Annotated in this window: 20 protein-coding genes; 10 read left to right on the top strand and 10 right to left on the bottom strand. The window is 67.5% G+C overall.

Going from position 1 to position 21,833, the window contains the following annotated elements; translation table 11 throughout:
- The first annotated feature begins 47 nt into the window (after positions 1-47).
- The 4 genes from N2K98_RS15585 to N2K98_RS15600 all read left to right on the top strand — a co-directional run bounded on the left by N2K98_RS15585 (position 48) and on the right by N2K98_RS15600 (position 4,183).
- Complete coding sequence (locus N2K98_RS15585) at positions 48-764, top strand: IclR family transcriptional regulator (protein WP_255864725.1); 717 nt, start codon at positions 48-50, stop codon at positions 762-764.
- A 74-nt stretch (positions 765-838) separates the two neighbouring features.
- Entirely contained in the window at positions 839-2,764 is a 1,926-nt protein-coding gene (locus N2K98_RS15590; protein WP_255864723.1) for a heavy metal translocating P-type ATPase, read from the top strand.
- 34 nt (positions 2,765-2,798) lie between these two features.
- On the top strand, positions 2,799-3,794 hold the full coding sequence (locus N2K98_RS15595; protein ID WP_255864848.1) for a magnesium and cobalt transport protein CorA: 996 nt from the start codon (positions 2,799-2,801) through the stop codon (positions 3,792-3,794).
- Positions 3,794-4,183 (top strand): META domain-containing protein, encoded by a 390-nt coding sequence (locus tag N2K98_RS15600; protein WP_255864847.1) that lies wholly within the window; start codon positions 3,794-3,796, stop codon positions 4,181-4,183. The genes N2K98_RS15595 and N2K98_RS15600 overlap by 1 nt, the downstream gene beginning before the upstream one ends.
- Before the next feature lie 5 nt (positions 4,184-4,188).
- Here the strand turns inward: N2K98_RS15600 and N2K98_RS15605 are convergent, their stop codons facing one another.
- A complete protein-coding gene (locus N2K98_RS15605) occupies positions 4,189-5,550 on the bottom strand; it encodes an MFS transporter (protein ID WP_255864721.1) in 1,362 nt (453 codons plus the stop codon).
- A gap of 215 nt (positions 5,551-5,765) precedes the next feature.
- Entirely contained in the window at positions 5,766-6,647 is an 882-nt protein-coding gene (locus N2K98_RS15610) for a manganese catalase family protein (protein ID WP_255796599.1), read from the bottom strand.
- A gap of 195 nt (positions 6,648-6,842) precedes the next feature.
- Here N2K98_RS15610 and N2K98_RS15615 point away from each other — a divergent pair, with 195 nt between their 5' ends.
- A complete protein-coding gene (locus N2K98_RS15615) occupies positions 6,843-8,324 on the top strand; it encodes a S10 family peptidase (protein ID WP_255864720.1) in 1,482 nt (493 codons plus the stop codon).
- Positions 8,325-8,327: 3 nt separating this feature from the next.
- Here N2K98_RS15615 and N2K98_RS15620 read toward each other — a convergent pair whose 3' ends face one another.
- Together N2K98_RS15620 and N2K98_RS15625 are read right to left on the bottom strand one after the other, a co-directional pair.
- Positions 8,328-9,083 carry a class I SAM-dependent methyltransferase gene (locus tag N2K98_RS15620; protein ID WP_255864718.1) on the bottom strand — a complete coding sequence of 252 codons (756 nt, stop codon included), beginning with the start codon at positions 9,081-9,083 and terminating at the stop codon, positions 8,328-8,330.
- Between the two features lie 42 nt (positions 9,084-9,125).
- Positions 9,126-9,626, bottom strand: a complete 501-nt coding sequence (locus tag N2K98_RS15625) for a DUF456 domain-containing protein (RefSeq protein WP_229950747.1) — start codon at positions 9,624-9,626, stop codon at positions 9,126-9,128.
- A 196-nt stretch (positions 9,627-9,822) separates the two neighbouring features.
- Here N2K98_RS15625 and N2K98_RS15630 point away from each other — a divergent pair, with 196 nt between their 5' ends.
- Entirely contained in the window at positions 9,823-11,010 is a 1,188-nt protein-coding gene (locus tag N2K98_RS15630) for a YrzE family protein (protein ID WP_255864717.1), read from the top strand.
- Positions 11,011-11,484: 474 nt separating this feature from the next.
- Here the strand turns inward: N2K98_RS15630 and N2K98_RS15635 are convergent, their stop codons facing one another.
- Positions 11,485-12,393: an SDR family oxidoreductase gene (locus N2K98_RS15635; RefSeq protein ID WP_229950751.1), complete on the bottom strand. Its 909-nt coding sequence runs from the start codon at positions 12,391-12,393 to the stop codon at positions 11,485-11,487.
- A 219-nt stretch (positions 12,394-12,612) separates the two neighbouring features.
- Here N2K98_RS15635 and N2K98_RS15640 point away from each other — a divergent pair, with 219 nt between their 5' ends.
- Positions 12,613-13,053, top strand: coding sequence for a universal stress protein (locus tag N2K98_RS15640; RefSeq protein ID WP_255864716.1), 441 nt, complete (start codon positions 12,613-12,615; stop codon positions 13,051-13,053).
- Positions 13,054-13,140: 87 nt separating this feature from the next.
- On the opposite strand, the gene N2K98_RS15645 is transcribed toward N2K98_RS15640, so the two are convergent.
- A complete protein-coding gene (locus N2K98_RS15645) occupies positions 13,141-14,664 on the bottom strand; it encodes an MFS transporter (protein ID WP_255864715.1) in 1,524 nt (507 codons plus the stop codon).
- A 127-nt stretch (positions 14,665-14,791) separates the two neighbouring features.
- On the opposite strand from N2K98_RS15645, the gene N2K98_RS15650 reads away from it, so the two are divergent.
- From N2K98_RS15650 to N2K98_RS15660, 3 genes are all read left to right on the top strand, one after another.
- Entirely contained in the window at positions 14,792-15,358 is a 567-nt protein-coding gene (locus tag N2K98_RS15650) for a TetR/AcrR family transcriptional regulator (RefSeq protein ID WP_255796593.1), read from the top strand.
- A gap of 201 nt (positions 15,359-15,559) precedes the next feature.
- Positions 15,560-16,027, top strand: a complete 468-nt coding sequence (gene rraA / locus N2K98_RS15655; protein ID WP_255864714.1) for a ribonuclease E activity regulator RraA — start codon at positions 15,560-15,562, stop codon at positions 16,025-16,027.
- A gap of 8 nt (positions 16,028-16,035) precedes the next feature.
- Positions 16,036-16,623, top strand: a complete 588-nt coding sequence (locus N2K98_RS15660) for a dienelactone hydrolase family protein (RefSeq protein ID WP_255864713.1) — start codon at positions 16,036-16,038, stop codon at positions 16,621-16,623.
- Here N2K98_RS15660 and N2K98_RS15665 read toward each other — a convergent pair.
- From N2K98_RS15665 to N2K98_RS15685, 4 genes are all read right to left on the bottom strand, one after another.
- Positions 16,620-17,465: an HpcH/HpaI aldolase/citrate lyase family protein gene (locus N2K98_RS15665; protein ID WP_230022352.1), complete on the bottom strand. Its 846-nt coding sequence runs from the start codon at positions 17,463-17,465 to the stop codon at positions 16,620-16,622. The two genes, N2K98_RS15660 and N2K98_RS15665, sit on opposite strands and share 4 nt — an antisense overlap.
- A gap of 82 nt (positions 17,466-17,547) precedes the next feature.
- On the bottom strand, positions 17,548-19,680 hold the full coding sequence (gene allB, locus N2K98_RS17290; RefSeq protein ID WP_407079992.1) for an allantoinase AllB: 2,133 nt from the start codon (positions 19,678-19,680) through the stop codon (positions 17,548-17,550).
- A complete protein-coding gene (locus N2K98_RS15680; protein WP_229950767.1) occupies positions 19,680-20,504 on the bottom strand; it encodes a bifunctional allantoicase/(S)-ureidoglycine aminohydrolase in 825 nt (274 codons plus the stop codon). Before N2K98_RS15680 ends, allB begins: the two co-directional genes overlap by 1 nt.
- Positions 20,504-21,829 (bottom strand): DUF6986 family protein, encoded by a 1,326-nt coding sequence (locus N2K98_RS15685; RefSeq protein WP_255864712.1) that lies wholly within the window; start codon positions 21,827-21,829, stop codon positions 20,504-20,506. Before N2K98_RS15685 ends, N2K98_RS15680 begins: the two co-directional genes overlap by 1 nt.
- Positions 21,830-21,833: the final 4 nt, after the last annotated feature.

Below are 21,833 nucleotides of genomic sequence, written 5' to 3' on the forward strand. Positions count from 1 at the left end.
TCCCGTCACGGCACGGTAGCGCAAGGCCGTGCGCTTAGGATTGGCCCATGACACCCCCTGAGCCAACCGGAGCCGGCTCCCAGTCCCAGACCCTCTCCCGCGGCATCCGCGCCCTGGAACTCCTGGCGGACGCGGAGAACTCCCTGAGCATTGCCGAACTCTCCGAAGGACTTGGGGTGCACCGCTCCATCGCCTACCGGATCCTGCGGACGCTGGAATCCCACTCCCTGGTGATGCGCGACGACGCCGGCCGGGTCTCTGCAGCACCGGGCCTCGCGGCGCTGGCCCGGGGTGTGTCCCGGGACCTGCAGTCAGCGGCGCTGCCCGAGCTCAGCGTGCTGGCCAACGAGCTGTCCATGACGGCTTTTGTTGCCGTCTGGGACCGGCAGAACTGCGTAACTCTGATGACCGTGGAACCCACCCACAGCCGCACCGCCCTCATCCAACGCCCCGGCACCCGGCACTCCTTCACGGCCGGCGCTCCGGGGATCGCCATCCAGTCCGCCATGACCGAGGAACAGTGGGACCGGCTGGCCCCGGGGCAGAAGTACCGCAGCGAAAGCCGCGTCGCCCGGGAGCGCGGCTACGCCGTCAGCCACAACGAGGTCATCGAAGGGGTCTCCGCCGTCGCCGCCCCCGTCACTGCCTCCGGCCAGCTGCCCGCCGCGGTGTCGGTGGTGTACTTCGGCGCAGGCAAGGACGAAGACGCCATGGGACTGCGGCTGGCCGAAACCGCCCGGCGGATTGAGGCCGCCCTCCGCTGAGTGCCGGGCAGGGGAAATTTAGGTAAGCATTATCTTGCTGGAAACTGCTCCGCGACCGGCTTAAAACGGAAGGCATGAGGAGCAGGAAAATACCCAGGATCCCGGATGCGGTGCGCCGTTATCCGCTGGTGTTCGCCACGCTGCTGATCGGCCTTGCGGTCCTTGCCCTGCTCGCGGTCGACGCCGGTACCGCCGCTGCCTGGACGGCCAGCCTGTATGCAGGTGCCGTGGCGCTGCAGACCGCCGCGGGGATGGTCCGGAACATCCGTGCCGGCAAATGGGGTTTGGACATCCTGGCTGTCATTGCCATCCTCAGCACCATCGCCGTCGGCGAGTACCTGGCCGCGCTGATCATCGTGCTGATGCTCTCCGGCGGCGAGGCGCTGGAGGATTATGCTGCCGGCCGTGCCCGCAGCGAGCTGGACGCCCTGTTGGAGCGCGCACCCCAGCAAGCCCACCGGCTGGAAGCGGACGCCGTCGTCGATCTTGCCGCCACCGATGTCCGGCCCGGCGACATCCTGCTGGTCCGGCCCGCCGAACTGGTGCCCGTGGACGGCATCCTGCTGGATCCGGCCGCGGAGTTCGACGAATCCTCGCTCACGGGCGAATCCCTGCCCGCCCTGCGCAGCGCCGGGGAGACGGTGCTCAGCGGGTCGGTCAACGGCACCGCTGCCGTCCGCATCCGCGCCACGGCGACGACGGCGGACAGCCAGTACCAGCGGATTGTGGCCCTGGTGCAGGAAGCCGCGGCGTCGCGGGCACCCTTGGTCCGGTTGGCGGACCGGTATGCGCTGCCGTTCACCGGGCTCTCGCTGCTGACTGCCGGTGCTGCCTGGCTGGCCAGCGGGGATCCCGGCCGTTTCGCGGAGGTACTGGTCCTGGCCACGCCCTGTCCGTTGCTGATCGCCGCCCCGGTGGCCTTCATGGGCGGCATGAGCCGGGCTGCCCGGCACGGCATCATCGTCAAGGGCGGAGCAACCCTGGAACAGCTTGCCCGGATCCGCACGGCAGCCTTCGACAAGACCGGCACGCTGACTTCCGGCCGGCCGGAACTGGTGGCGGTGCATCCGCAGCCGCCGTTCACGGAGGACGAGCTGCTGGCCCTGGCTGCGTCCGCGGAGCAGTATTCCTCCCATGTGCTGGCCGCCGCAGTCCAGTCGGCGGCCGCCGCACGGGGGCTGACCTTACTGCCGGCCCATTACGCCTCGGAGGCGGCGACCAACGGGGTGGAAGCGTTGATCGGCGGCCGCAGGATCCGGGTGGGCAAGCAGCGGTTCATTGCCGCCACGGGCGCGGCCCCGGCCGAACAGGCCCTGCAGCCCGGCGAGCTGGCCGTCTACGTAGGGGTGGAGGGCAGCTTCGCCGGAACCCTGGTGCTTAGCGATACCGTGCGCCCCAACGCCGCGGCCACGCTGACGGACCTGCGGCGGCTGGGAGTCCGGTCCATGGTCATGCTCACCGGTGACGCCGCCGGAACCGCACACAGCGTCGCCCAGGAGCTGGGCATTACCCAGGTCTCCGCCGGCCTGCTGCCCGCGGATAAGGTCCGGGCGGTCGCCGCCCTGCCCGGCCGGCCGGTCCTGATGGTGGGCGACGGCGTCAATGACGCCCCGGTGCTGGCGGCAGCCGACGTCGGCATTGCCATGGGTGCGAGGGGGGCCACCGCGGCGGGAGAGTCTGCGGATGCGGTGATTGCCGCCGACGACCTCTCCCGCGTGGCCGTGGCCGTGGATATCGGCCAGCACACGCTTCGGGTGGCACTGCAGAGCATCCGGCTCGGCATCGCCCTGAGCCTGGTCCTGATGCTGGTGGCAGCATTCGGATACATTCCGGCGGTCGCCGGTGCCCTGACCCAGGAACTGGTGGATTTGGCTGCCATCCTCAATGCCCTGCGTGCCCTCCACGGGCCGGGACACCGCCCCGCCCGCGGCGCCGAGCGGCACAAGGACCGGCGGGCAGGGATAATGGGCAGTGGCCGCCGCCCGGTGCCCGGCCGATAACGGGTTTTTCGGTTTAGACGCTAGGGGAATGTCCATGACGTTGGTCGACAATGCGGTGTATGTGAACGGCAAGCGCCACCATGACCCGGATAGCCTGGATGAAACGTTCGAGCTGACCCGCAGCTCCGGCGGCATGGCATGGATCGGCCTGTACCGCCCGGACGAGGTGGAGCTGCTGGCCGTGGCCGAGGAGTTCGGCTTGAACCTGCTCATTGTCGAAGACGCCCTGGCCGGCCACCAGCGCTCCAAGCTGGAACAGTACGGTGACCAGCTGTTCCTGGTGCTCCGGCCCGCCCGCTACCTGGACGACGTCGAACGCGTGGAGTTCGGTGAGCTGCACCTGTTTGTGGGACCCAACTTCGTGGTGACCGTCCGGCACGCCGAATCCCCGGATCTCGCCCGCGTCCGCAAACGGCTGGAACAGGAACCGGACCTGCTGGCGCTTGGACCGCAGGCGGTGCTCTACGCGGTGCTGGACCAGGTGGTGGATGAATACGCTCCCGTCGCTGCCGGGCTGGAAAACGACATCGACGAGATTGAGGACCAGTTGTTCGGCGGCGACGCCGAAGTGTCCCGCCGCATCTACGAACTCTCCCGCGAAGTCATCCAGTTCCACCGTGCCATCAGTCCGCTGGAAAGCGTGGTGGGCGAACTGCGCCAGAATGCGGACCAGTACGGCATCCCCACGGACCTGCATGACAACCTCGGGGACGTGATGGACCATGTGCTGCGCCTGATCGACCGGGTCAACGCCTACCGCGCCATCCTGGACAACGCACTCACCCTCTCCTCCACGCTCGCCTCCAACCGCCTGGCGGAGACCAGCATTGAACAGAACGAACAGGTGAAGCGGATTTCGTCCTGGGCCGCCATCCTCTTTGCCCCCACCCTGGTGGGCACCATTTACGGCATGAACTTTGAAAATATGCCCGAACTCGAATGGGAATTCGGGTATCCGCTGGCCATCCTGGCGATGTTCGGGATGGGCTTCATCCTGTACGTGACCTTCAAACGGAACAAGTGGCTCTGATGCGACTGCTGCTCCCGGTGCTGGCGGGAGCGCTGCTGCTGAGCGCCTGCGGGAACGACGCCGGAGTGTCCCCGGATCCCGGGGAAAGCGGCGGGAGTCCGGCAGCGGACGTCACCGGTACGTGGGGCGACGTCGATAATCCGGACGCGCCGTCCCTGGACTTCAGCCCCGACGGGCGGGTCAGCGGCACGGACGGCTGCAACCGGCTGATGGGCCACTGGAGCATTTCCGGCAACCACGTCACGCTCCGGGACGTGGCAACCACCCTGATGGCCTGCCCGCCGGGAATGGACACGTGGCTCGCCGCGGGTGCCGCTGCCGACGTCGACGGCGGCACCCTGCGGATCTATGACCAGGCCGGCACCGAAATCGGCGTCCTGGAACGGTAGGTTCGCTAGCGCCGGGACCGCTGCTTCGGTGAGCCCTCCACATGCAGGTCGTTGCCCTTGGTTTCCTTCACCATGGACACGGCCACAAAGGACACCACGCACAGCACCATGATGTAGAGGCCGATGGACGGCGACCAGCCGGTCTCGTTCAGCAGCGCCTGGGCAATGGTCGGCGCGAAAGCCCCGCCCAGGATGGCCCCGAGTGCGTACCCGATGGAGACCCCCGAGTACCGCACCCGGGCCGGGAACATCTCGGCGTACATGGCCGACTGCGGACCGTAGGACAGGCCCAGGCCGATGGTCAGGACGAAAATCGCCACCGCGAACAGAACAATGTTGGTGGTGTCGATGAGCAGGAACATCGGGACCGACCACAGGAACACCCAGGCGTAGCCGATCTGGAACGTCCGGACCCGGCCTATCCGGTCGGAAAGGATCCCGCCGTAGAGCGTGAAGATCAGCCAGCCGAAGGATCCCAGCGTGGTGGCCAGCAGCACCGAGGGCCGGTCCATCCCCAGCCCGCCCGTGTCCGGCTTACCGGTGGCGTAAGAGGCAAAGAAAGCGATGACCAGGTACCCGGCCGCATTGTTGGCAATGAAGATCAATGCACTGAGGATCACCTCGCGGCTGTTGTGCCGGAACAGCTGGCTGAGCGGCGCGGAGGATTCCTTCTTCCGCTCCTGGATCTCCTTGAAAACAGGGCTTTCGGCCACTGAGCGGCGGATGAAGTAGCCGACGATGATCAGCACCACCGAGACCAGGAACGGGATCCGCCAGCCCCAGGCCAGGAAGTCCTCCTCGCTCAGGCTCGTGCTCAGCACGTACATCACGAACGTCGCCAGGATCATGCCCACCGGCACGCCGATCTGCGGGTAGGCACCGAAGAGACCGCGCTTGCCCACCGGTGCGTGTTCCACCGACAGCAGGGCGGCCCCGCCCCACTCGCCGCCGGCGGAGAAGCCCTGCATAATGCGCAGCACAATCAGCAGGATCGGACCGGCGACGCCGATCTGCGCGTAGGTGGGCACCACACCGATCAGGGCGGTGGAGATCCCCATCATGACCAGCGTGAAGACCAGCATTTTCTTCCGGCCGATCCGGTCCCCCAAGTGCCCGGCGACGACGGCGCCCAGGGGGCGGAACAGGAAACTGATGCCGATGGTGGCAAAGGAGACCACCTGTCCCAGCGGGCCCTCGTTGATGGGGCCGAAATACAGGGTGGCCAGCACCAGGCCGGCAGCCTGGGCGTAAATGAAGAAGTCGTACCACTCGATGGTGGTGCCGACCAGGGTTCCGGCGAGGACCTTTCGTTCCTCCCGGCTCATCCGGCCGGAAGAAGGCGCGGCGGACGCGGCATTGACGCTCATCTAAAACTCCATTGTTTTGAGACGGACAGGGGAAAAGGATCCGGTCCCCGCAGCCGGATGCAGGCATCGTACGCCCGCCGCCGGCGTCGGGACCCTTATTCGTACCGGCGAGTTTCAGGACATCGAGGATTCCGCCGCCGCCATTCTCCTTGCCTTCGGGCAGCAGGAAACCGGGCGGGGCCTCTGCGGTTCCGCCCGGTTTTGGCAGGGGTTGGTTATTCCTTGTTCAGCTTGTCCTGCACAGCTCCTGCCGCCTTCTCGACCGGGTTGGGTACGTCCGTGGTGCCGTAGTACCGGGCGTCCGGGCGGGTGGGCGGCGGCATCGGGGCCGTTGTGGTGGGACCGTCGTGGTAGCTGAATTCGCCCTTGCCGTCCGGCGTCGGGCCCTTGGCCCAGGAGCCTTCCTTCGCATGCTCCCCGTCGGAGAAGTTCAGGTACTGGTAGGACACCTCGCGGTGTTCCTTGTTGAGCGGGAAGTTGCTGGGTACCGGTAGCTGTTCCATGTTTTCCGCCTGAAGTTCCAGGGCCGCAGTGGTCCACTGGTTCTGGTGCATGGTGTCGCGGGCCAGCAGGAACGCCAGCAGGTCCCGCACCCCGTGGTCATCGGTCATATGGTAAAGCCGGGCAACGGCAATGCGGCCCTGCATTTCAATGTTGGCGTTGGACGTAAAGTCCGCCAGCATATTGCCGCTGGCCGTGACGTAGCCGCCGGTCCACGGGTTGCCGTTGCTGTCCGCGGGGCGGGCACCGGCACCGGCCACGATGGCCTGCTGCACATCCATGCCGCCCACCACCGCTGCGACCGTGGGATCGTTCTGGACAGCGTCACCGGTTATTCCCAGCGGAGCCTTTTCCAGCAGCTGCGCAATCATGATGGCCAGCATTTCCACGTGGCCCATTTCTTCTGCGGCAATGCCGTAGAGCAGGTCCCGGTATTTGCCCGGGATGTGCGCATTCCAGGACTGGAATCCGTACTGCATGGCTACGGTGATTTCGCCGTACTGTCCGCCCAGGGCCTCTTGCAGCTTCCGGGCAAACACGGCATCGGGCTGATCCGGCGTGGACTTGAATTGGAGTTCCTGTTTGTGGAAAAACATAATGCCTCCGCACCTTCTGGACCGGCACCGAAGTGGGCTTCCCTCTGGCGGAATGCCGTGGCCGGTCACGGTCTTTCCAACGTAGACCCGTGCCCGAGCCCACGGAAGAGTACGCAGGACACTTGCCGGACTCAGGTCGCAACCGCGCCGTTTCCCTCCCGGGTAATCGGCCGATGCACGGGTAGTGTCCTTGCCATGGTCTCCCAGGAACACTCCGACAGCCCCGCCTCCGCCTCCGCCGATCCGGAAGCAGCCTCCGCGGCGGACATCACCGACGACTTCGCGGTGCGGCGGCACACCCTGCCCTCGGGCCTGGCGTACACCACCACCACCGGACGGATGGTGTTCCGCAAGGAAGAGGTCAGCGACGGGAAGTCGGACGGCTTCCGGCCGAAGGCGGAGATCTTCCTGGTCGCCTACACGGCGGACGCCCCGGAGACCGGCCCCAATCGGCGCCCGGTGGTGTTTGCCTTCAACGGCGGGCCGGGCTCCTCCTCGGTCTGGCTGCACATGGGACTGCTGGGCCCGCGGATGGTGGACTCGGGCGACGCCGGTTCGCTGACCCCTCCCCCGTTCGGCCTGGTGGACAACCCGCAGACCCTGCTGGAACACGCGGACCTGGTCCTGATCGATCCGGTGAACACTGGCTTCTCCCGCGTGGTGAACGGCAACGACGCCGCGGAGTTCCACGGATTCGAGGAGGACCGGGACCTGGTGGCCGAGGTGATCCGGCTCTGGACCACGCGCAACAACCGCTGGCTGAGCCCGAAGTACCTGGTCGGTGAGTCCTACGGCACGCTGCGCGCAGTGGCCGTGGCCGGGAAGCTGTTCGACGCCTACGGACTGGCAGTGAACGGTCTGGGACTCATTTCGACGGTCCTGAACCTGGCCACCCTGGATTTCGCGCCGGGGCGGGACACCCCCTATGCGCTGCATCTGCCGACCTACGCCGCCATCGCGCACTTCCACGGCCGGCTTCCGGGCCGCGAGCTGGCCGACGTCGTCCGCGAAGCCGAAGCCTACGCCGCCCGGGAGTACGGGTACGCGCTGACCCAGGGGGCCCGGCTGAGCGCGGAGGAGTACGACGACGTCGTCGCCCGCCTCGCCGCCATCACCACCCTGAGCGAGGGTTTCATCCGCCGTACCAACCTGCGCTGGGACTACGCCATGTTTTCCGCGGAGCTGCTGCGGGACCAGAACCTGGCGGTGGGGCGCATCGACGGCCGGTTTACCGCCGCGCCGGCGCACCAGCAGGACTGGATCAACTGGGACGATCCCAGCCTGGTGGCCATCAACGGGCCCTATTCCGCGGCGATCAACCACTATGTCCGCGCCGAGCTTGGCTACGAGAACGATCTCCCCTACGAAATCCTCAGCGGCCGGGTCCAGCCGTGGAGCTACAAGACCTTCGAGGGCGTGCCCGTGGATGTCACCGGCACGCTGGAACGGCTGCTGGTGCACAACCCGGCGCTGCGCGTGCACGTGGACTACGGCTATTACGACGGCGCCACGCCGCATTTCGCCGCGGAGTACGTGTGGGCGCACATGCGGCTGAGCGATGAAGCACGGGCCCGGTTCACGCACCACTACTACGAGGCCGGGCACATGATGTACGTGAACCCCGGCTGCCGTGCCGACCAGCTGCGGAACCTCGCGGGGTTCGTGACCGAGGGCTAGAGTTCAGCCCTCCGGCGGGCGGCGGAACAGTGCGGTCAGCAGGAAAGATTCCCCAAACCACGGTGAGTCCTGTTCCTGGGCTGCCATGGGGCGGATTTCGATTTCCTCGAAGTCCGCAAAAACCCACCGCAGGTCCTCGGGGCTGAAGGCAATTCCCGCTTCGAACGCCCCGTCGAGGTAGAGCTGTTCGTCGGAAGCTTCCGAGCCCATCCGGCCCCGGGCAAAACAGGCCAACCCCAGATAGCCGCCGGGCGCGAGGGTGCCCTGCAGCAGTTGCAGGTAGCTGATGCGGCGGTGCGGGGGAAGGTGATGCAGGCAGCCTGAGTCGTAGACCAGTCCGTACGTTCCTGAAAGCGCCTCCGGCGGCAGGGCAAAGGCGTCGCCGCAGATAAATGACACCTCCAGCCGCCGGGCTGCGGCACGCTCCCGGCCCCATGCCACGGCCGCGGAGGAGAGGTCCACGGCATCGACCACATAACCGTTTTCCGCCAGGAACAGGGCGTTGCGGCCGGGACCCGAACCGATGTCCAGCACGCTCGTCGGCGCAAACACTTCGTCGCTGACCCACCGCGCCAGGTTCTCGTCGGGTTTGTCGGCGAAGAACGGGACGGGCCGCGTCCTGTCCGCATAGAACCTGTTCCACCAGGTGCTGCCGGCGTCGTTGGTCCAGCGGACCGAGTCACGGGCGAACAGCCCGTCCATCAGCCTCAGAAGATCATCAACGGACCGCAGGCTGCGGTTGATCGGCGGCTCGCTCATAACCCCGGACCCTACCCAAGCGGAGCACCCGGGGGAACGGTGTTACCGGGTGGCGAAGTGCAGCCAGACAGCCCCGCCCCAGAGTCCGCCGGCGGTCAGCGCCAGCGCCAGTTCGGCCAGGATGCCGATGCCCATGGCCTTCAGGGTTGCCACACTGGAGGACCAGGCGGTGGGCAGGTCCCGCTTGCGCAGCCACTCGCTGAGCAGCAGGCCGACGGCGAATCCGATGAACAGGCCCACGGCAGGAATGGTGAACATGCCGACGATGCCCACGGCCACGCCCGCCACGACGGAGCGCTTGGGGATTTCCCGTTCCTTGAGCCGCCGTCCGGTAAGGAAGGCACTGGAGAGCATTCCGGCGATCAGGAGCACCGCCCCGATCCCGAAGGCCCACCAGGCCGGCGCGCTCTGCACTCCGAGGGCCCAGCCCAGCAGGGCGATGATGATCAGGATGCTGCCCGGCAGCACGGGCACCACTATGCCGATCAGGCCCACGGCGATCACCAGGGCTGCAGCAATGGTTACAAGAAGGTCGGGGTCCATTCCCCTAGTGTTCCACCAGCGGTCGGCTTCCCTGCGTATTTGCCGCCCGCACGGTTTGATTTCCCGGTTTCCCTGCGGAGACTTGGGCGACGTGCTTTGGCGCACACCGGTGCGGCTAGGTGGAGGTATTACTAAGGATGCTTATAAGGTGGCATCTTCAGCCCGATTAACCGGACGGAAAACAGGAGAGCAGTAAATGAGCACCGAACCAGGGAACACAAACGCTTCTACGAGCGGACGCGGCGCCTCTGACGGCGGCCCGTTCCGGGACCGGTCTGATCGCCCGGCACCCGTCGACGACAGCCAGGCCGTTCCCGTGGACGGATACCGGGAGGACACGGCTGCCTCTCCGTCGCAGGCCACCGGACGCCGCTCGGGCAGCCATGCTGCCGAACCGGTAGCTGGCGCCACAAACGACGACGCCGCTGGCCGTACGACGCCGGTCTCCGGTTCGGACTCCGAAGATACGCGCACCCGGGTCGCACCGGTCACCGCCACCCGCTCCGCTGACACCGACGGCGCTGACGGCACCGGGGAGCGCGCCGGCGAGCACCGCGGCGCAACATCGGTATCCGCCGTGCGTGACCACCGTGACGCTGACACCGCCCGCGACGGCGACGTCGTGCGTAACAGCGACCGGCACGCCACGACGGATGATCGACGTGAAGACCGCGACGACCGCAACGATGACCGCGACGCCGTGCGCGACCGGGGCGAAAACAGGGCTGCCGGTGCTTCCGCAGACGACCGGGACCGTCGGAATGATGACCGCGGCGCTGTCCACACCCGCGAGGCAGCCCTGCCGAACCGTGAGGCTTTGCTCGCCCGGGAGAAGGAACGCTTCGGCGGCTTCAAGTTCGGTGCAGCGTTCTTCGGCTGGCTGACCGCTACCGGAATGGTGGTGCTGCTTTCCGCACTGGCAGCGGCGATCGGCGCTGCTGTGGGCCTTTCGGCTGAAACCAACCTGGGCCAGGCGCTGGAATCTGCCGCAGCCAACCAGTCCGCCGGGATCATCGGGGCGATCATCATGCTCCTGGTACTGCTGCTCTCCTACTTTGCCGGCGGATATGTCGCCGGCCGCATGGCGCGCTTCAACGGCGCCAAGCAGGGCCTGGCCGTCTGGCTGTGGGCGCTGGTGGCGGCCGCCGTCGTCATCATCCTTGGCCTGATCTTCGGCAACGATATCCGCAGCATCAGCCAGCTGAACTCGGTTGCACCGCTGCCCGAGAACCTGGAAGGCATGGATGCCGGCACCTGGATCGCCGTCGCTGCCAGCCTTGTGGCCACCCTGCTCGGCGCCATCCTGGGCGGCCTGGCCGGTATGCGTTACCACCGTCGGATTGACCGTGCCGACTTCCGCACGGAAGAGACCGTCGCCCGCTAACCCGGTCCATTTCGGCTTCTGCGGCCGCTGCACTCCCGGTTCCGGGCGTTGCAGCGGCCGTTTTTGTTGGTTCGGGTGCCCGACCCCGCAGGATCTCCCACCCGCTGGTGCTCCTGTTCCTCCTGTGACCTCAGCAGTAACAACGACCCCACATCGTGGGATGCTGTGTCCGCCAGGGAGCCCTCCGAGCAGAACGTCCCACAAACCGGTACTGCTGTGGCTCCAGTGACCTCAGCAGCAACACCGACCCCACATCGTGGGATGCTGTGTCCGTCGCGGCGCGCTCCGAGCAGAACGTCCCACATTCCGGTACTGCTGTGACTTCTGTGACCTCACCAGCAACACAGACCCCAAAGCGTGGGATGCTGTGTCCGCCACGGCGCGCTCCGAGCAGGAATCGGTGCCCAAGGGCTTAAACAAACTGAGGCCCCGCAGATGCGGGGCCTCAGTTCTAACGGGATGAAACCGCAGACGTTACGGGGACGGGGTGCCGCCGTTGACGTTCAGCGTTTCGCCGATCACGTAGCTGGATTCCGGCGACGCCAGGAAGACGTAGGCCGGGGCCAGTTCGGTGGGCTGGCCCGCACGGCCCAGCGGGGTGCTCTGGCCGAACTCCGTCAGCGCTTCCTTCTGCTGTCCGTCGGACGGCTGCAGCGGGGTCCAGAACGGACCCGGAGCCACGGCGTTCACGCGGATTCCCTTGGGTGCAAGCTGCTGGCCCAGACCCTTGGTGAAGTTGTTAATGGCCGCCTTGGTGCTGGCGTAGTCCAGCAGGTCGGCGGACGGCTCGTAGGCCTGGATCGAGGTGGTGTTGATGATGCTCGATCCGGCCGGCAGGTGCTTCAGCGCGGCCTTCGTCACCCGGAAGAACGAGTAGATGTTGGTCTTGAACGTGTGGTCCAGCTGCTCGTCGGAGAGATCCTCGAGGTTCTCCACGGCAATCTGCTTGCCCGCGTTGTTGACCAGGATGTCCAGCCCGCCCAGGGCGGAAACGGCGTCCTCGACCAGCTGGCGGCAGTACTCGGGATCCTTGAGATCACCGGGAAGCCGCACCAGCTTGCGGCCGGTCTTCTCGACCACCTCGGCAATGTGCTGGGCGTCCGGCTCCTCCTCGGGAAGGTAGGAGATGGCGACGTCGGCCCCCTCGCGGGCGAAGGCGATGGCCACAGCCGCGCCGATGCCGGAATCGCCGCCGGTAATGAGCGCCTTGCGGCCTTCCAGACGTCCGGTCCCGCGGTAGGTGTCCTCGCCGTGGTCCACATGCGGGGTCATGTCCTTGTCCAGGCCCGGCTCCGGCTGGTCCTGGATGGGCGGTGCGATGGACGGGTAGCGGTCCACGGGGTTCTGGAAGGTGTACTGGTCCGACTTGTTGCCGTTTGTCATAGAAGTTCCCACTTTCGGTAGGTCAGTCCATTCGGGCGGTCCGGTTAGGGCCGCCGTAAAAGGCGGGCGCTCACACTAAGTAAGCATGCTTATTACCCTATGCCCGATTAGCGGTTCTGCTCAAGTCCGTGGTTCCGCCGCACAAACCGCCGCTGCTCTGGCCCTGCCAGCTGCCGGGGCGCAAACTGCTGAATATGCAACAGCCTCGAAGGGAGCATCATGACTGAGGGAACCCGGAAGCGGATTGTCGTTGGCGTGGACGGCTCAGAGGAGTCACTGGAGGCGCTCCGCCTGGCTCGTCGGCTGGCGGACCTGCTGGACTGCCGCATTGATGCCATCACGGTGTGGGAGTTTCCGGCAATGCTGGCCACACCGTTTCCCACCGCCGATTGGTCACCGCGGGTGGAAGCCGAGCGGGGCCTGGCCGAGGCGGTGGAAGCAGCCTTCGAAGGTAAGGGCACTCCGGAGGGTCTAACCCAGTCAGCGGTGGCCGGGCAGACGGCCGGGGTGTTGATGGAAGCCAGCCGCGGGGCCGAGATGCTGGTGGTGGGCAACCGCGGGCGCGGCGGTTTTGCCGGGTTGCTGCTCGGTTCCGTCAGCACCACTGTGGCCGCGCACGCCTACTGCCCCGTACTGATCGCCCGTCCCCACCGGGACTGAGGACCGCCGGCTAAGGCAATTCGGGACGGTCGACGACGGCGGCCCGGTCCTGGCGTCGCACCAGGAATCCCCGAGGCCGGACCGGAACTACCGGTGGGCCGGAACGCGACGCAGCAGGACGCCGGCACCGACGGCGGCAACCACCATGGTGACCAGGCCGATCAGCGAGGTGATGTTGACGCCGGAATCGAAGGCCGACTGCGCTGAATGCAGCAGCGCCGAGGCAGCCTCCGCAGGCAGGTCCCGGGCCGCCTCGACGGCGCCGCCAAGGGTTTCCCCGGCCGAAGCCGTCTGCTCAGGGGTCAAGCCGCCCGGAACGGAAACGCCGCTGCGGTAGGCAGCGGTCAGGATGCTGCCCAGGACGGCAGTGCCCAGGACAGATCCGATCTCATAGGCGGTCTCGGAAATGGCCGAGGCGGATCCGGCACGGGACGGCGGAACACTGGCCAGGATCAGGTCATTGGAAATAGTTTCCGCGGCCCCCACGCCCACGCCCAGCAGCAGGAACGCGATAACCAGTTCGAGCACGGTCACGGACTCCCCCGCGGCAAAAACCAGGGCGTAGCCGGCTCCGTTGAAGAGCAGCCCGCCGGCCACCACAACCGCGGGGCGGACCCGCTTCACCAGGGGCACCACGGCCAGGCCGGTGATGATGGTCAGCACCAGGCCGGGGAGCATGGTCAAGCCCGCTTCGATGGGCGTCTGCCCCACCACCAGCTGCAGGTGCTGGGAGAGGAAGAAGATGAAGCCGACCATCGCGAACAGGCTGAGCAGGTTCGCAGCGATGGAGCCGCTGAAGACCGGGTTCCGGAACAGCCGGACGTCGAGCATCGGCTTTTCGCGCGAGAGCTGGCGGCGGACAAACAGGAAGCCCAGCACCAGGCCGGCGGCGATGAACGGCAGGCCGGCCGCGGCGCCGTCGTGCGCAAACTCCTTGATGCCGTAGGTGACCGAGAGCATGGCGCCCATGACCAGGACGACGCCGAGAATGTCGACGGCGCCGGGGCTGGGGTCCTTGGACTCGGGCAGCAGCATCGGGGCGAAGATCAGCAGCGGCAGCAGGACCGGGATGGACAGCAGGAACACCGAGCCCCACCAGAAGTGCTCGAGCAGCACGCCGCCCACAATCGGGCCGAGGGCCGCGCCGCCGGAGAAGCCGGCGGCCCAGATGGCCACCGCGATCCGCCGCTGGGAGGGGTCGGTGAAGATGTTGCGGATCAGCGACAACGTGGCGGGCATCAACATGGCGCCGAAGACGCCCATCAGGGCGCGGGCCACGATCAGCAGTGCCGCGGAGGGTGCAAATGCGGCAACCAGGGAGAAGACGCCGAAGCCCACGCTGCCGATCATCAGCAGGCGGAGCCGGCCGATCCGGTCACCGAGGCTGCCCATGGGCACCAGCAGGCCGGCCAGGACCAGGGCGTACACGTCCACGATCCACAACAGTTCGACGCCGGTGGGGGCCAGCGCCTGCGAGAGCGACGGGATCGCGAAGCTCAGGACGTTGTTGTCGATGGAGATGAGCAGAACGGGCAGCATCAGGACTGCGAGCCCCCACCATTCGCGCGTTCCTGCACGCGTAACTGCGGGTTTTTCCTGGACCGCCAGCACGGCTTCCTCCTTCTGGAACTACGTTAGGGATTCATTACGGGAAATACCCGAATAACTACTGTACCGTCTAGACTGTACGGTGGCGAATCTGCGGTTGTTTCGTCCGCTGATGGCGTAGCGTAAAAGCATGCCCAACTCTCGTCCCGCCCGGGACCGCATCCTCGATGCCTATGAGGAGCTCCTCATCAACGAAGGCCCACGCGGCGCCACCCTGGATGCCGTCGTCGCGCGCGCCGAAGTTTCCAAAGGCGGTCTGCTCTATCACTTCAAGAACAAGGAAGCGATGGCCGGCGCCCTGATCGAAAAGCTCCGCGGCCTGGCCGCGGCAGACCTGCAGACTATGCGCGAGGATCCGGAAGGGCCGGCGCGGTATCTGGTCCGTAGCTCCGTGTACGTCGGCAGCGAGCTGGACCGGGCACTGATCGGCGTCGTCCGCCTGGCGCAGGCCTCCGATCCCGTGGCCTCGGAGCTGCTGCAGGACATCCACCGCAGCTGGTTCGACCTGGTCCACGACGAGGTGGGCGATCCCGGCATTGCCCGTGCCATCACCCTGCTGGCCGACGGCCTGTATTACAACGAGGGCCTGCCCGGCGGCTGGCCGCAGGCCACCCGCGACAGCCGCACGCATTCCGTCTCCGACCTGCTGGAAATCGTGGACGTCCTGAAATCCCACGCCCAGCAGGCGCAGACGTAACCTCCCGGGGACACCCGGCAGTGTCCGGCGCGGAATTCCCCGCGGTTTGGGAAGAACCCTGCGGTTTGTGACGATCCCTGCGCCGCGCGACGCAGGGATCCGGACAAGCTGCAGGGATCCGGACAAACCGAGGGCCGGCTGACGGCCACCCCTCGGCGTGGCAGGGTGATTCACCGCTGTGCGGTCTGCCACAGTGGTGCCATGAACACAAGCACAGCTGACCTGTACGACGAACGCGGCGACGAGCTGGCGTCGGTGTCCCTGCAGTTCCAGGACCTGGGCGGACATGCGGGCTTCACCGGCCCTATCCGCACCGTCCGCTGCCTGGAGGACAACGGCATCATCAAGTCCCTACTGAACTCCCCCGGCGAGGGCGCAGTACTGGTGGTCGACGGCGCCGGGTCGCTGAACACCGCCTTGATGGGGGACCTGATTGCCGGGGCCGCCGTGGAGAACGGCTGGGCCGGCGTCGTCATCAACGGCGCCATCCGTGATCGCGCCGCCGTCGCCAAGCTGCCGCTGGGTGTGAAGGCGCTGGGCTCGAATCCGCGCAAGAGCGCCAAAAACTCTGTCGGCGAGGTGGATGTGCCCGTAGAGTTCGGCGGCGTCACCTTCCGTCCCGGCGCAACGCTCTACGCCGACGAGGACGGGATCCTCGTCGAACCCTAGGAGTCCCCATGGCCAACGTCCTGCTCTTCCACCACGCGCTCGGCCTGACCTCCGGCATGGATGCCTTTGCCGAGGTCCTGCGCGAAGCGGGCCACACAGTGACGGTGCCCGATCTCTATGACGGGCGTACCTTCACCGAGCTGGAGGACGGGGTGGCCTATGCCCAGGAGATGGGCATGGACACCATCGAAGAGCTCGGCGTCAGTATTGCGAACCGGTTCCCGGAGGAAATGGTCTATATCGGCTTCTCGCTCGGCGTGATCCCGGCCCAGCGGCTGGCGCAGACCCGGCCCGGTGCCCGTGGCGCGGTGCTGGTCAGCGGATGCATCCCGCTTGGCGCCTTCGCCGACACCTGGCCGGCCGGCGTGCCGGTGCAGATCCACGGCATGGACGCCGATGAGGAATTCGTGGACAGCGGGGACCTCGACGCCGCGGAGAACCTGGCCGCGTCCACACCGGACGCCGAGCTCTTCCTTTACATGGGAGCGTCACACCTGTTCGCGGACATCAGCCAGCCGGATTACGACATGGACGCCACGTTCACCCTCACCCGGCTGGTGCTGCAGCTGCTGGAGCGGGCAGACAAACCCGCTTAGGCGTTCCAGAGTCCGTAGGAGTCGGCCAGCGAGGAGATCTTCTGGGCGCGGGCCAGGCGCGGCAGGTAGGAGCCGTCGCCCACCACGGCGCCGGCAGCGTGCGCTTCCAGCAGCTCGTGGGCCCAGGTGATTTCGGATTCGCTCGGCGAAAGGCCCTGGTTGATGAAGTCCGTGGCCTCGGGCATCAGGCACAGCTTGCCGGTCATGCCCATGCTCTGGGTGACCTTGCAGGCCTCCAGCAGCTTCTCGCCCAGCGCGCCGACGGTGGGACCGTCGATGGGGCCGGGGAGCTGGCCGACACGGGAAGCGACCACGAGCTTGGAGCGGGCGTAGGCCAGGGCCATCGGATCATCCGAGGCGCCGGTGTCGCGGCGGAAATCGCCGACGCCGAACGCGAGGCGGAACGTGCCCGGCGCGCTGGCGATGGCGGTGGCGTTTTCAATGCCGAGGGCGGATTCAACGAGAGCGAGCACCGGGGTGCCGGCCTGCAGCCGCATGGCGGTGTGGGTGACCTGCTCGGGCTTCTCGGTCATCGCGAGCATCACGCCGCGCAGGCCCGGGGCCTTGGACAGGGCGGCGAGGTCATCGGCCCAATAGTCGGTTTCAATGCCGTTGACGCGCACCCAGGCCGTCATGCCGGTGGACAGCGCCTCGACGACTCGTTCGCGGGCCTCGGCCTTGCCGCCGGCCGGAACGGCATCTTCCATATCGAAGACCACGGAATCGGCCTCGGACGCCAGCGCCGGTGCAAAGTTCGCTTCGTCTGCGGCGGATGCCAGCAGCCAGGAACGGGACAGTTTTGCGGGGAGGGCAGCAGCGCGGCTGTTTCGGAAGGGGGCCATAAATAAGACATTACTTTCACGGCGGGCGGTTCCGAAAATGCGACGGGCGTCATGTGGGCACCGTCACCTAAACCGTCCCCGGTTACGCCCCGCCCCGGCGCAGCAGCCGGCCCGCAGGAACGGCAGGGTCGACGTCGACGCCGGCCAGCAGCGTCCGCCGCACGATGCCGGTGAGCTGCTTCCCCGCGTACGGCGTGACCGGATTCTTATGCTGCAGGGCGGCCGGATCCACGGTGAAGGTGTCTCCGGCCGCGAAGACCGCGAAGTCGGCATCCTTGCCCGGCGCAATGCCGCCCTTCCGGTCCAGCCCGGCCAGTGCCGCCGGAGCCGCGGACATCCAGTGCAGCACCTGCTCCAGCGGAATCCCGCGGGTGCGGGCCTCGGTCCAGATCAGCGGCAGGCCCAGCTGCAGCGAGGACACCCCGCCCCAGGCAACACCGAAGTCCCCGCGCACCAGGTCCTTCAGGTCCTGGGTGCTGGGCGAGTGGTCCGACACAATGCAGTCGATGGTTCCGTCCGCCAGTCCGGCCCAGAGCTGTTCCCGGTTCGCGTCTTCACGGATTGGCGGGCAGCATTTGAACGCCGTGGCGCCGTCGGGAATCTCCTCGGCGGTCAGGGTCAGGTAGTGCGGGCAGGTCTCGGCGGTGAGGCGGACGCCGTCGTCCTTCGCCGCGCGGATCAGGGGCAGCGCCTCGGCGGAGGACAGGTGCAGGATGTGTGCCCGCGCTCCGGTGCGCCGTGCCGCCTCGATGACCTGTCCGACGGCGGTGTTTTCCGCTTCCGGCGGGCGCGAGGCGAGGAAGCCGGCGTACCGCGAACCGGCCGGGGTGTCCCGGATCTTGCCCGGGTCTTCGGCGTGGACGATCAGCAGGGCGTCGAAGGTCTTCAGTTCGGCGAGGACGGTTTCCATTTCCGCCGGTTCCAGGTGCGGGAATTCGTCGACGCCGGAGTGGACCAGGAAGCATTTGAAGCCGAACACGCCGGCATCATGCAGGGGACGCAAGTCCGCTTCGTTTCCGGGAACCGCTCCGCCCCAGAATCCGACGTCAACGACGGCCTGCGGCTCGGCGCAGGCCCGCTTGGTCTTCAGCGCCTCCACGTTCACGGTGGGCGGGATGCTGTTCAGCGGCATATCGATCAGCGTGGTGACTCCGCCGGCCGCCGCCGCCCGGGTGGCCGACGCGAATCCCTCCCACTCGGTGCGGCCCGGCTCGTTCACGTGGACATGGGTGTCCACCAGTCCGGGCAGCAGTGTTTCATCCTCGGCCAGTTCCAGCAGCCGCTCACCTTCCAGCCCGGTGCCCAGCGGGACGACGGCGGCAATCGAGCCGTTCCGCACGGCCACTTCCGCCGGAACAATCCCTTCCGGGGTGAGGACCGCGTTGCCGCGGATCACCAGGTCGTAGCGGTCCGCATCCGCATCCAACCAGTCGAAAGCCCCGGAAACCGGCGCCGCGTATTCCAGCGACACCTCCCCGCGGTAGCCGCCGCTGCGGCTCGCCCGGACCCAGTCGGCCAGCGGCAGACTTCCGGTTCCGGGCGCCCCGCGGCCGGGCGCATCGGCTATCTGGATGTGCCCGAACCGGCCGGCGTCGGCGGCCACCAGCGCCGCGACGTCGTCGCCGTTCACCGCCAGATGGTAGAAATCGGCGAGCAGCGCCGTGTTGGCCGCCCCGGCGCTGTGCATCCGGTCCAGCACCGCGAACACGTCCGCCGCCGTTTTCAGGGGATAGTCCGGAGCGCCGCTGAGCGGTTCCAGCAGCACGGTTCCGCCGAAGGGCGCGACGGCGCGGGCCGCCTCCAGCAGGTTCCGTCCGGCTTCGGTGTCCTGCTCCTCCGGGGTGAAACGGGGATTGCGGTTGCCGTAGAGGGCGTTGAACAGCCGGCAGCCCAGCCGTTCCCCGATTCCCGCCACCACCTGCACGTTGGCCCGGAAATCCGCTCCCCGGTGCGGCAGGGACAGCAATCCTCGTTCGCCCGCGGGCATTGCCCCGGCGTCGAAGTTCAAAGCACCCAGCCGAACCCCGGCGTCACGGATGGCTGCCTCGAACTCGGCCACCTGTGCCTGCGGCGGGACCGGTTCGGTAAACGGCCACCAGAATTCCACGGTGTCGAACCCGGCGGCACGCGCGGCGGCCGGACGTTCCAGCAGCGGAAGCTCGGTAAAGAGGATGGAGCAGTTCACCGAGTATCCGGCGCGGGCGCCGTCGTGCATCACCGGCCTCCCAGCAGGACCTGGCGGTTTACGTCCTTATAAAGGAGGTAGCGGAAGTTCGAGGGGCCCCCGGCGTAACAGGCCTGCGGACAGAACGCGCGCAGGGACAGGTAGTCCCCCTCCTCCACCTCCACCCAGTCCTGGTTGAGCCGGTACACCGCCTTGCCCTCGAGCACGTACAGCCCGTGCTCCATCACGTGGGTTTCGGCGAAGGGAATTACGGCACCGGGTTCGAAGGTCACCACGTTCACGTGCATGTCATAGGCGACGTCGTCCACCGGGATCATCCGGGTGGTGCGCCATTTGTTGTCCGTGCCTGGCATGGGCGTCGGTGCGATGTCCGCCTCGTTCCCGAACACCGGCGCCGGAGTATGTCCGACGAGCGGCTGGTAGGCCTTGCGGATCCAGGCGAATTTCACCGTTTCCTGCCCCTCGTTGAACGCGCCCCACAGCGTTTCCGGCGGCAGGTAGGCGAACCCGCCCGGGGTGAGTTCATGGTCCCGGCCCAGGCGGCGGACGGTCAGGGTGCCCTCGAGGACGAAAATGAAGGACTGCACTTCAAGTTCCGGTTCGGGGGCGCGGGAGCCGCCGCCCGGGGCCACCTCCATCAGGTACTGGGCGAACGTGGTGGCGCCGCCGGCCACCGGCCGGTTGAGGATCCAGGCGCGGGTATCGGTCCATTCGGGCAGCACGCTGACCACGATGTCCCGCAGCACGCCGCGGGGAATCACGGTGTAGGCCTCGGTGACCACGGCCCGTCCGGTGAGCAGATCGGTCTGTGCGGGCAGTCCGCCTTCGGGGGCGTAGTAGCGGGGCGTGTTCACTATCGGACCTTTTCTTCGGCGGTGGCGGCTTCCGCGGTGGCGGAGGCGGAGGGATGGGCGGCTGGATGGGCGAGGGCGGCAAGTTCGACGCCGGTGAGCCCGGTGCCGCGTGCAATCTCGGCTTCGGTGAGTGCTCCGCACAGCAGTCCTCGGTGGACGAACCGGGCCAGCGCGCGGGCCGTGGCCGGTTCGTCGAGCACGCTGCCGCCGCGTTTCTGCACGTAATTGCGCAGGCGCCCCGCGGCGTCGTCGAACCCCTCCCGGTAAAAGGCGTAGGTGGCCAGGAAGCGGGTGGGCAGCTGCGCCGGATGCAGGTCCCAGCCCTGGTAGAAGCCGCGTTCCAGGGATCGGCGCACCAGCCGGGCATGCAGCTGCCAGGCCGCACGGATCTCGGCGGGCGTACCCAGCGGCAGGATGTTGGTGGAGCCGTCGGAAAGCCGGACGCCGGTGCCGGCGGCGGCCACCTGCATCACGGCCTTGGCGTAGTCCGCGGCCGGATGCTCCATGGACTGGTATGCCGCGGCGATCTGCACCGAATCGGAATAGTCGTAGGTGCCGTAGTGCAAGGCGGAAACCCGGCCCTTGGCCCGGTGGATCAGCTGTGCGGCGGGCACCGTGCCGTTGGCGGCCAGGATCAGCTGCGGGGTTTCCACCTGCACCTCGAACCGGAGCCGTCCTTCGGGCAGCCCGTGGGCGTCCTCCAACAGTTCGCAGATGTAGACCATGGCCTCGACCTGTTCCACGGTGGAGACCTTGGGCAGGGTCAGCACCAGTCCGTCCGGCAGCGGCCCGGCCGCCAGCAGTTCGGCCAGGAACAGGTCCAGGGTGCGGACGCCGCGGGCGCGGGTGGCAGCTTCGAAGGACTTGAACCGGATGCCGACAAACGGCGGGGCGGTTCCGGCGGCCACCGCCCCGGCCACGGCGGCGGCCGCCTGCCGGGCATGGCCGTCCTCCTCGTCGTCGGGCCGGACACCGTAGCCGTCCTCGAAGTCCAGGCGTAGGTCCTCGATCGGTTCGGTGCGCAGTTTCGCCTCGACCAGCGGGACGACGGCGTCGGCCACTTTGGCGTCCAGGCCCAGCCGGTCCGCCAGCTCGGCGAGGGATCCGTGGGCCGCCAAAGCGGCCAGCCCCTCCTCGCCCCAGGTTCCGGGGAGGGCGGGCACGCAGCGGTCCGCCGGAATGTAGACGGTGTGGACGGGCTGGCGGCTGCCGTCGTCGCCGGGGTAGGCCGTAGCGAGCAGCCGGTCGCTGTCCGCGAGGACGGCGTCCAGCCGGGCTCTGTGCTCGGCGCCGAGAACGGGTTGGTGGGCATTGGGTGGTGTCACGGTG

The organism is Arthrobacter jinronghuae (assembly GCF_025244825.1).
GTDB lineage: Bacteria > Actinomycetota > Actinomycetes > Actinomycetales > Micrococcaceae > Arthrobacter_B > Arthrobacter_B jinronghuae.

Bases quoted from the DNA above. Each gene is read 5' to 3' on its own strand.
- N2K98_RS15585 (WP_255864725.1), top strand. From the start codon at position 48: ATGACACCCCCTGAGCCAACCGGAGCCGGCTCCCAGTCCCAGACCCTC.
- N2K98_RS15590 (WP_255864723.1), top strand. From the start codon at position 839: ATGAGGAGCAGGAAAATACCCAGGATCCCGGATGCGGTGCGCCGTTAT.
- N2K98_RS15595 (WP_255864848.1), top strand. From the start codon at position 2,799: ATGACGTTGGTCGACAATGCGGTGTATGTGAACGGCAAGCGCCACCAT.
- N2K98_RS15600 (WP_255864847.1), top strand. From the start codon at position 3,794: ATGCGACTGCTGCTCCCGGTGCTGGCGGGAGCGCTGCTGCTGAGCGCC.
- N2K98_RS15605 (WP_255864721.1), bottom strand. From the start codon at position 5,550: ATGAGCGTCAATGCCGCGTCCGCCGCGCCTTCTTCCGGCCGGATGAGC.
- N2K98_RS15610 (WP_255796599.1), bottom strand. From the start codon at position 6,647: ATGTTTTTCCACAAACAGGAACTCCAATTCAAGTCCACGCCGGATCAG.
- N2K98_RS15615 (WP_255864720.1), top strand. From the start codon at position 6,843: ATGGTCTCCCAGGAACACTCCGACAGCCCCGCCTCCGCCTCCGCCGAT.
- N2K98_RS15620 (WP_255864718.1), bottom strand. From the start codon at position 9,083: ATGAGCGAGCCGCCGATCAACCGCAGCCTGCGGTCCGTTGATGATCTT.
- N2K98_RS15625 (WP_229950747.1), bottom strand. From the start codon at position 9,626: ATGGACCCCGACCTTCTTGTAACCATTGCTGCAGCCCTGGTGATCGCC.
- N2K98_RS15630 (WP_255864717.1), top strand. From the start codon at position 9,823: ATGAGCACCGAACCAGGGAACACAAACGCTTCTACGAGCGGACGCGGC.
- N2K98_RS15635 (WP_229950751.1), bottom strand. From the start codon at position 12,393: ATGACAAACGGCAACAAGTCGGACCAGTACACCTTCCAGAACCCCGTG.
- N2K98_RS15640 (WP_255864716.1), top strand. From the start codon at position 12,613: ATGACTGAGGGAACCCGGAAGCGGATTGTCGTTGGCGTGGACGGCTCA.
- N2K98_RS15650 (WP_255796593.1), top strand. From the start codon at position 14,792: ATGCCCAACTCTCGTCCCGCCCGGGACCGCATCCTCGATGCCTATGAG.
- rraA (WP_255864714.1), top strand. From the start codon at position 15,560: ATGAACACAAGCACAGCTGACCTGTACGACGAACGCGGCGACGAGCTG.
- N2K98_RS15660 (WP_255864713.1), top strand. From the start codon at position 16,036: ATGGCCAACGTCCTGCTCTTCCACCACGCGCTCGGCCTGACCTCCGGC.
- N2K98_RS15665 (WP_230022352.1), bottom strand. From the start codon at position 17,465: ATGGCCCCCTTCCGAAACAGCCGCGCTGCTGCCCTCCCCGCAAAACTG.
- allB (WP_407079992.1), bottom strand. From the start codon at position 19,680: ATGCACGACGGCGCCCGCGCCGGATACTCGGTGAACTGCTCCATCCTC.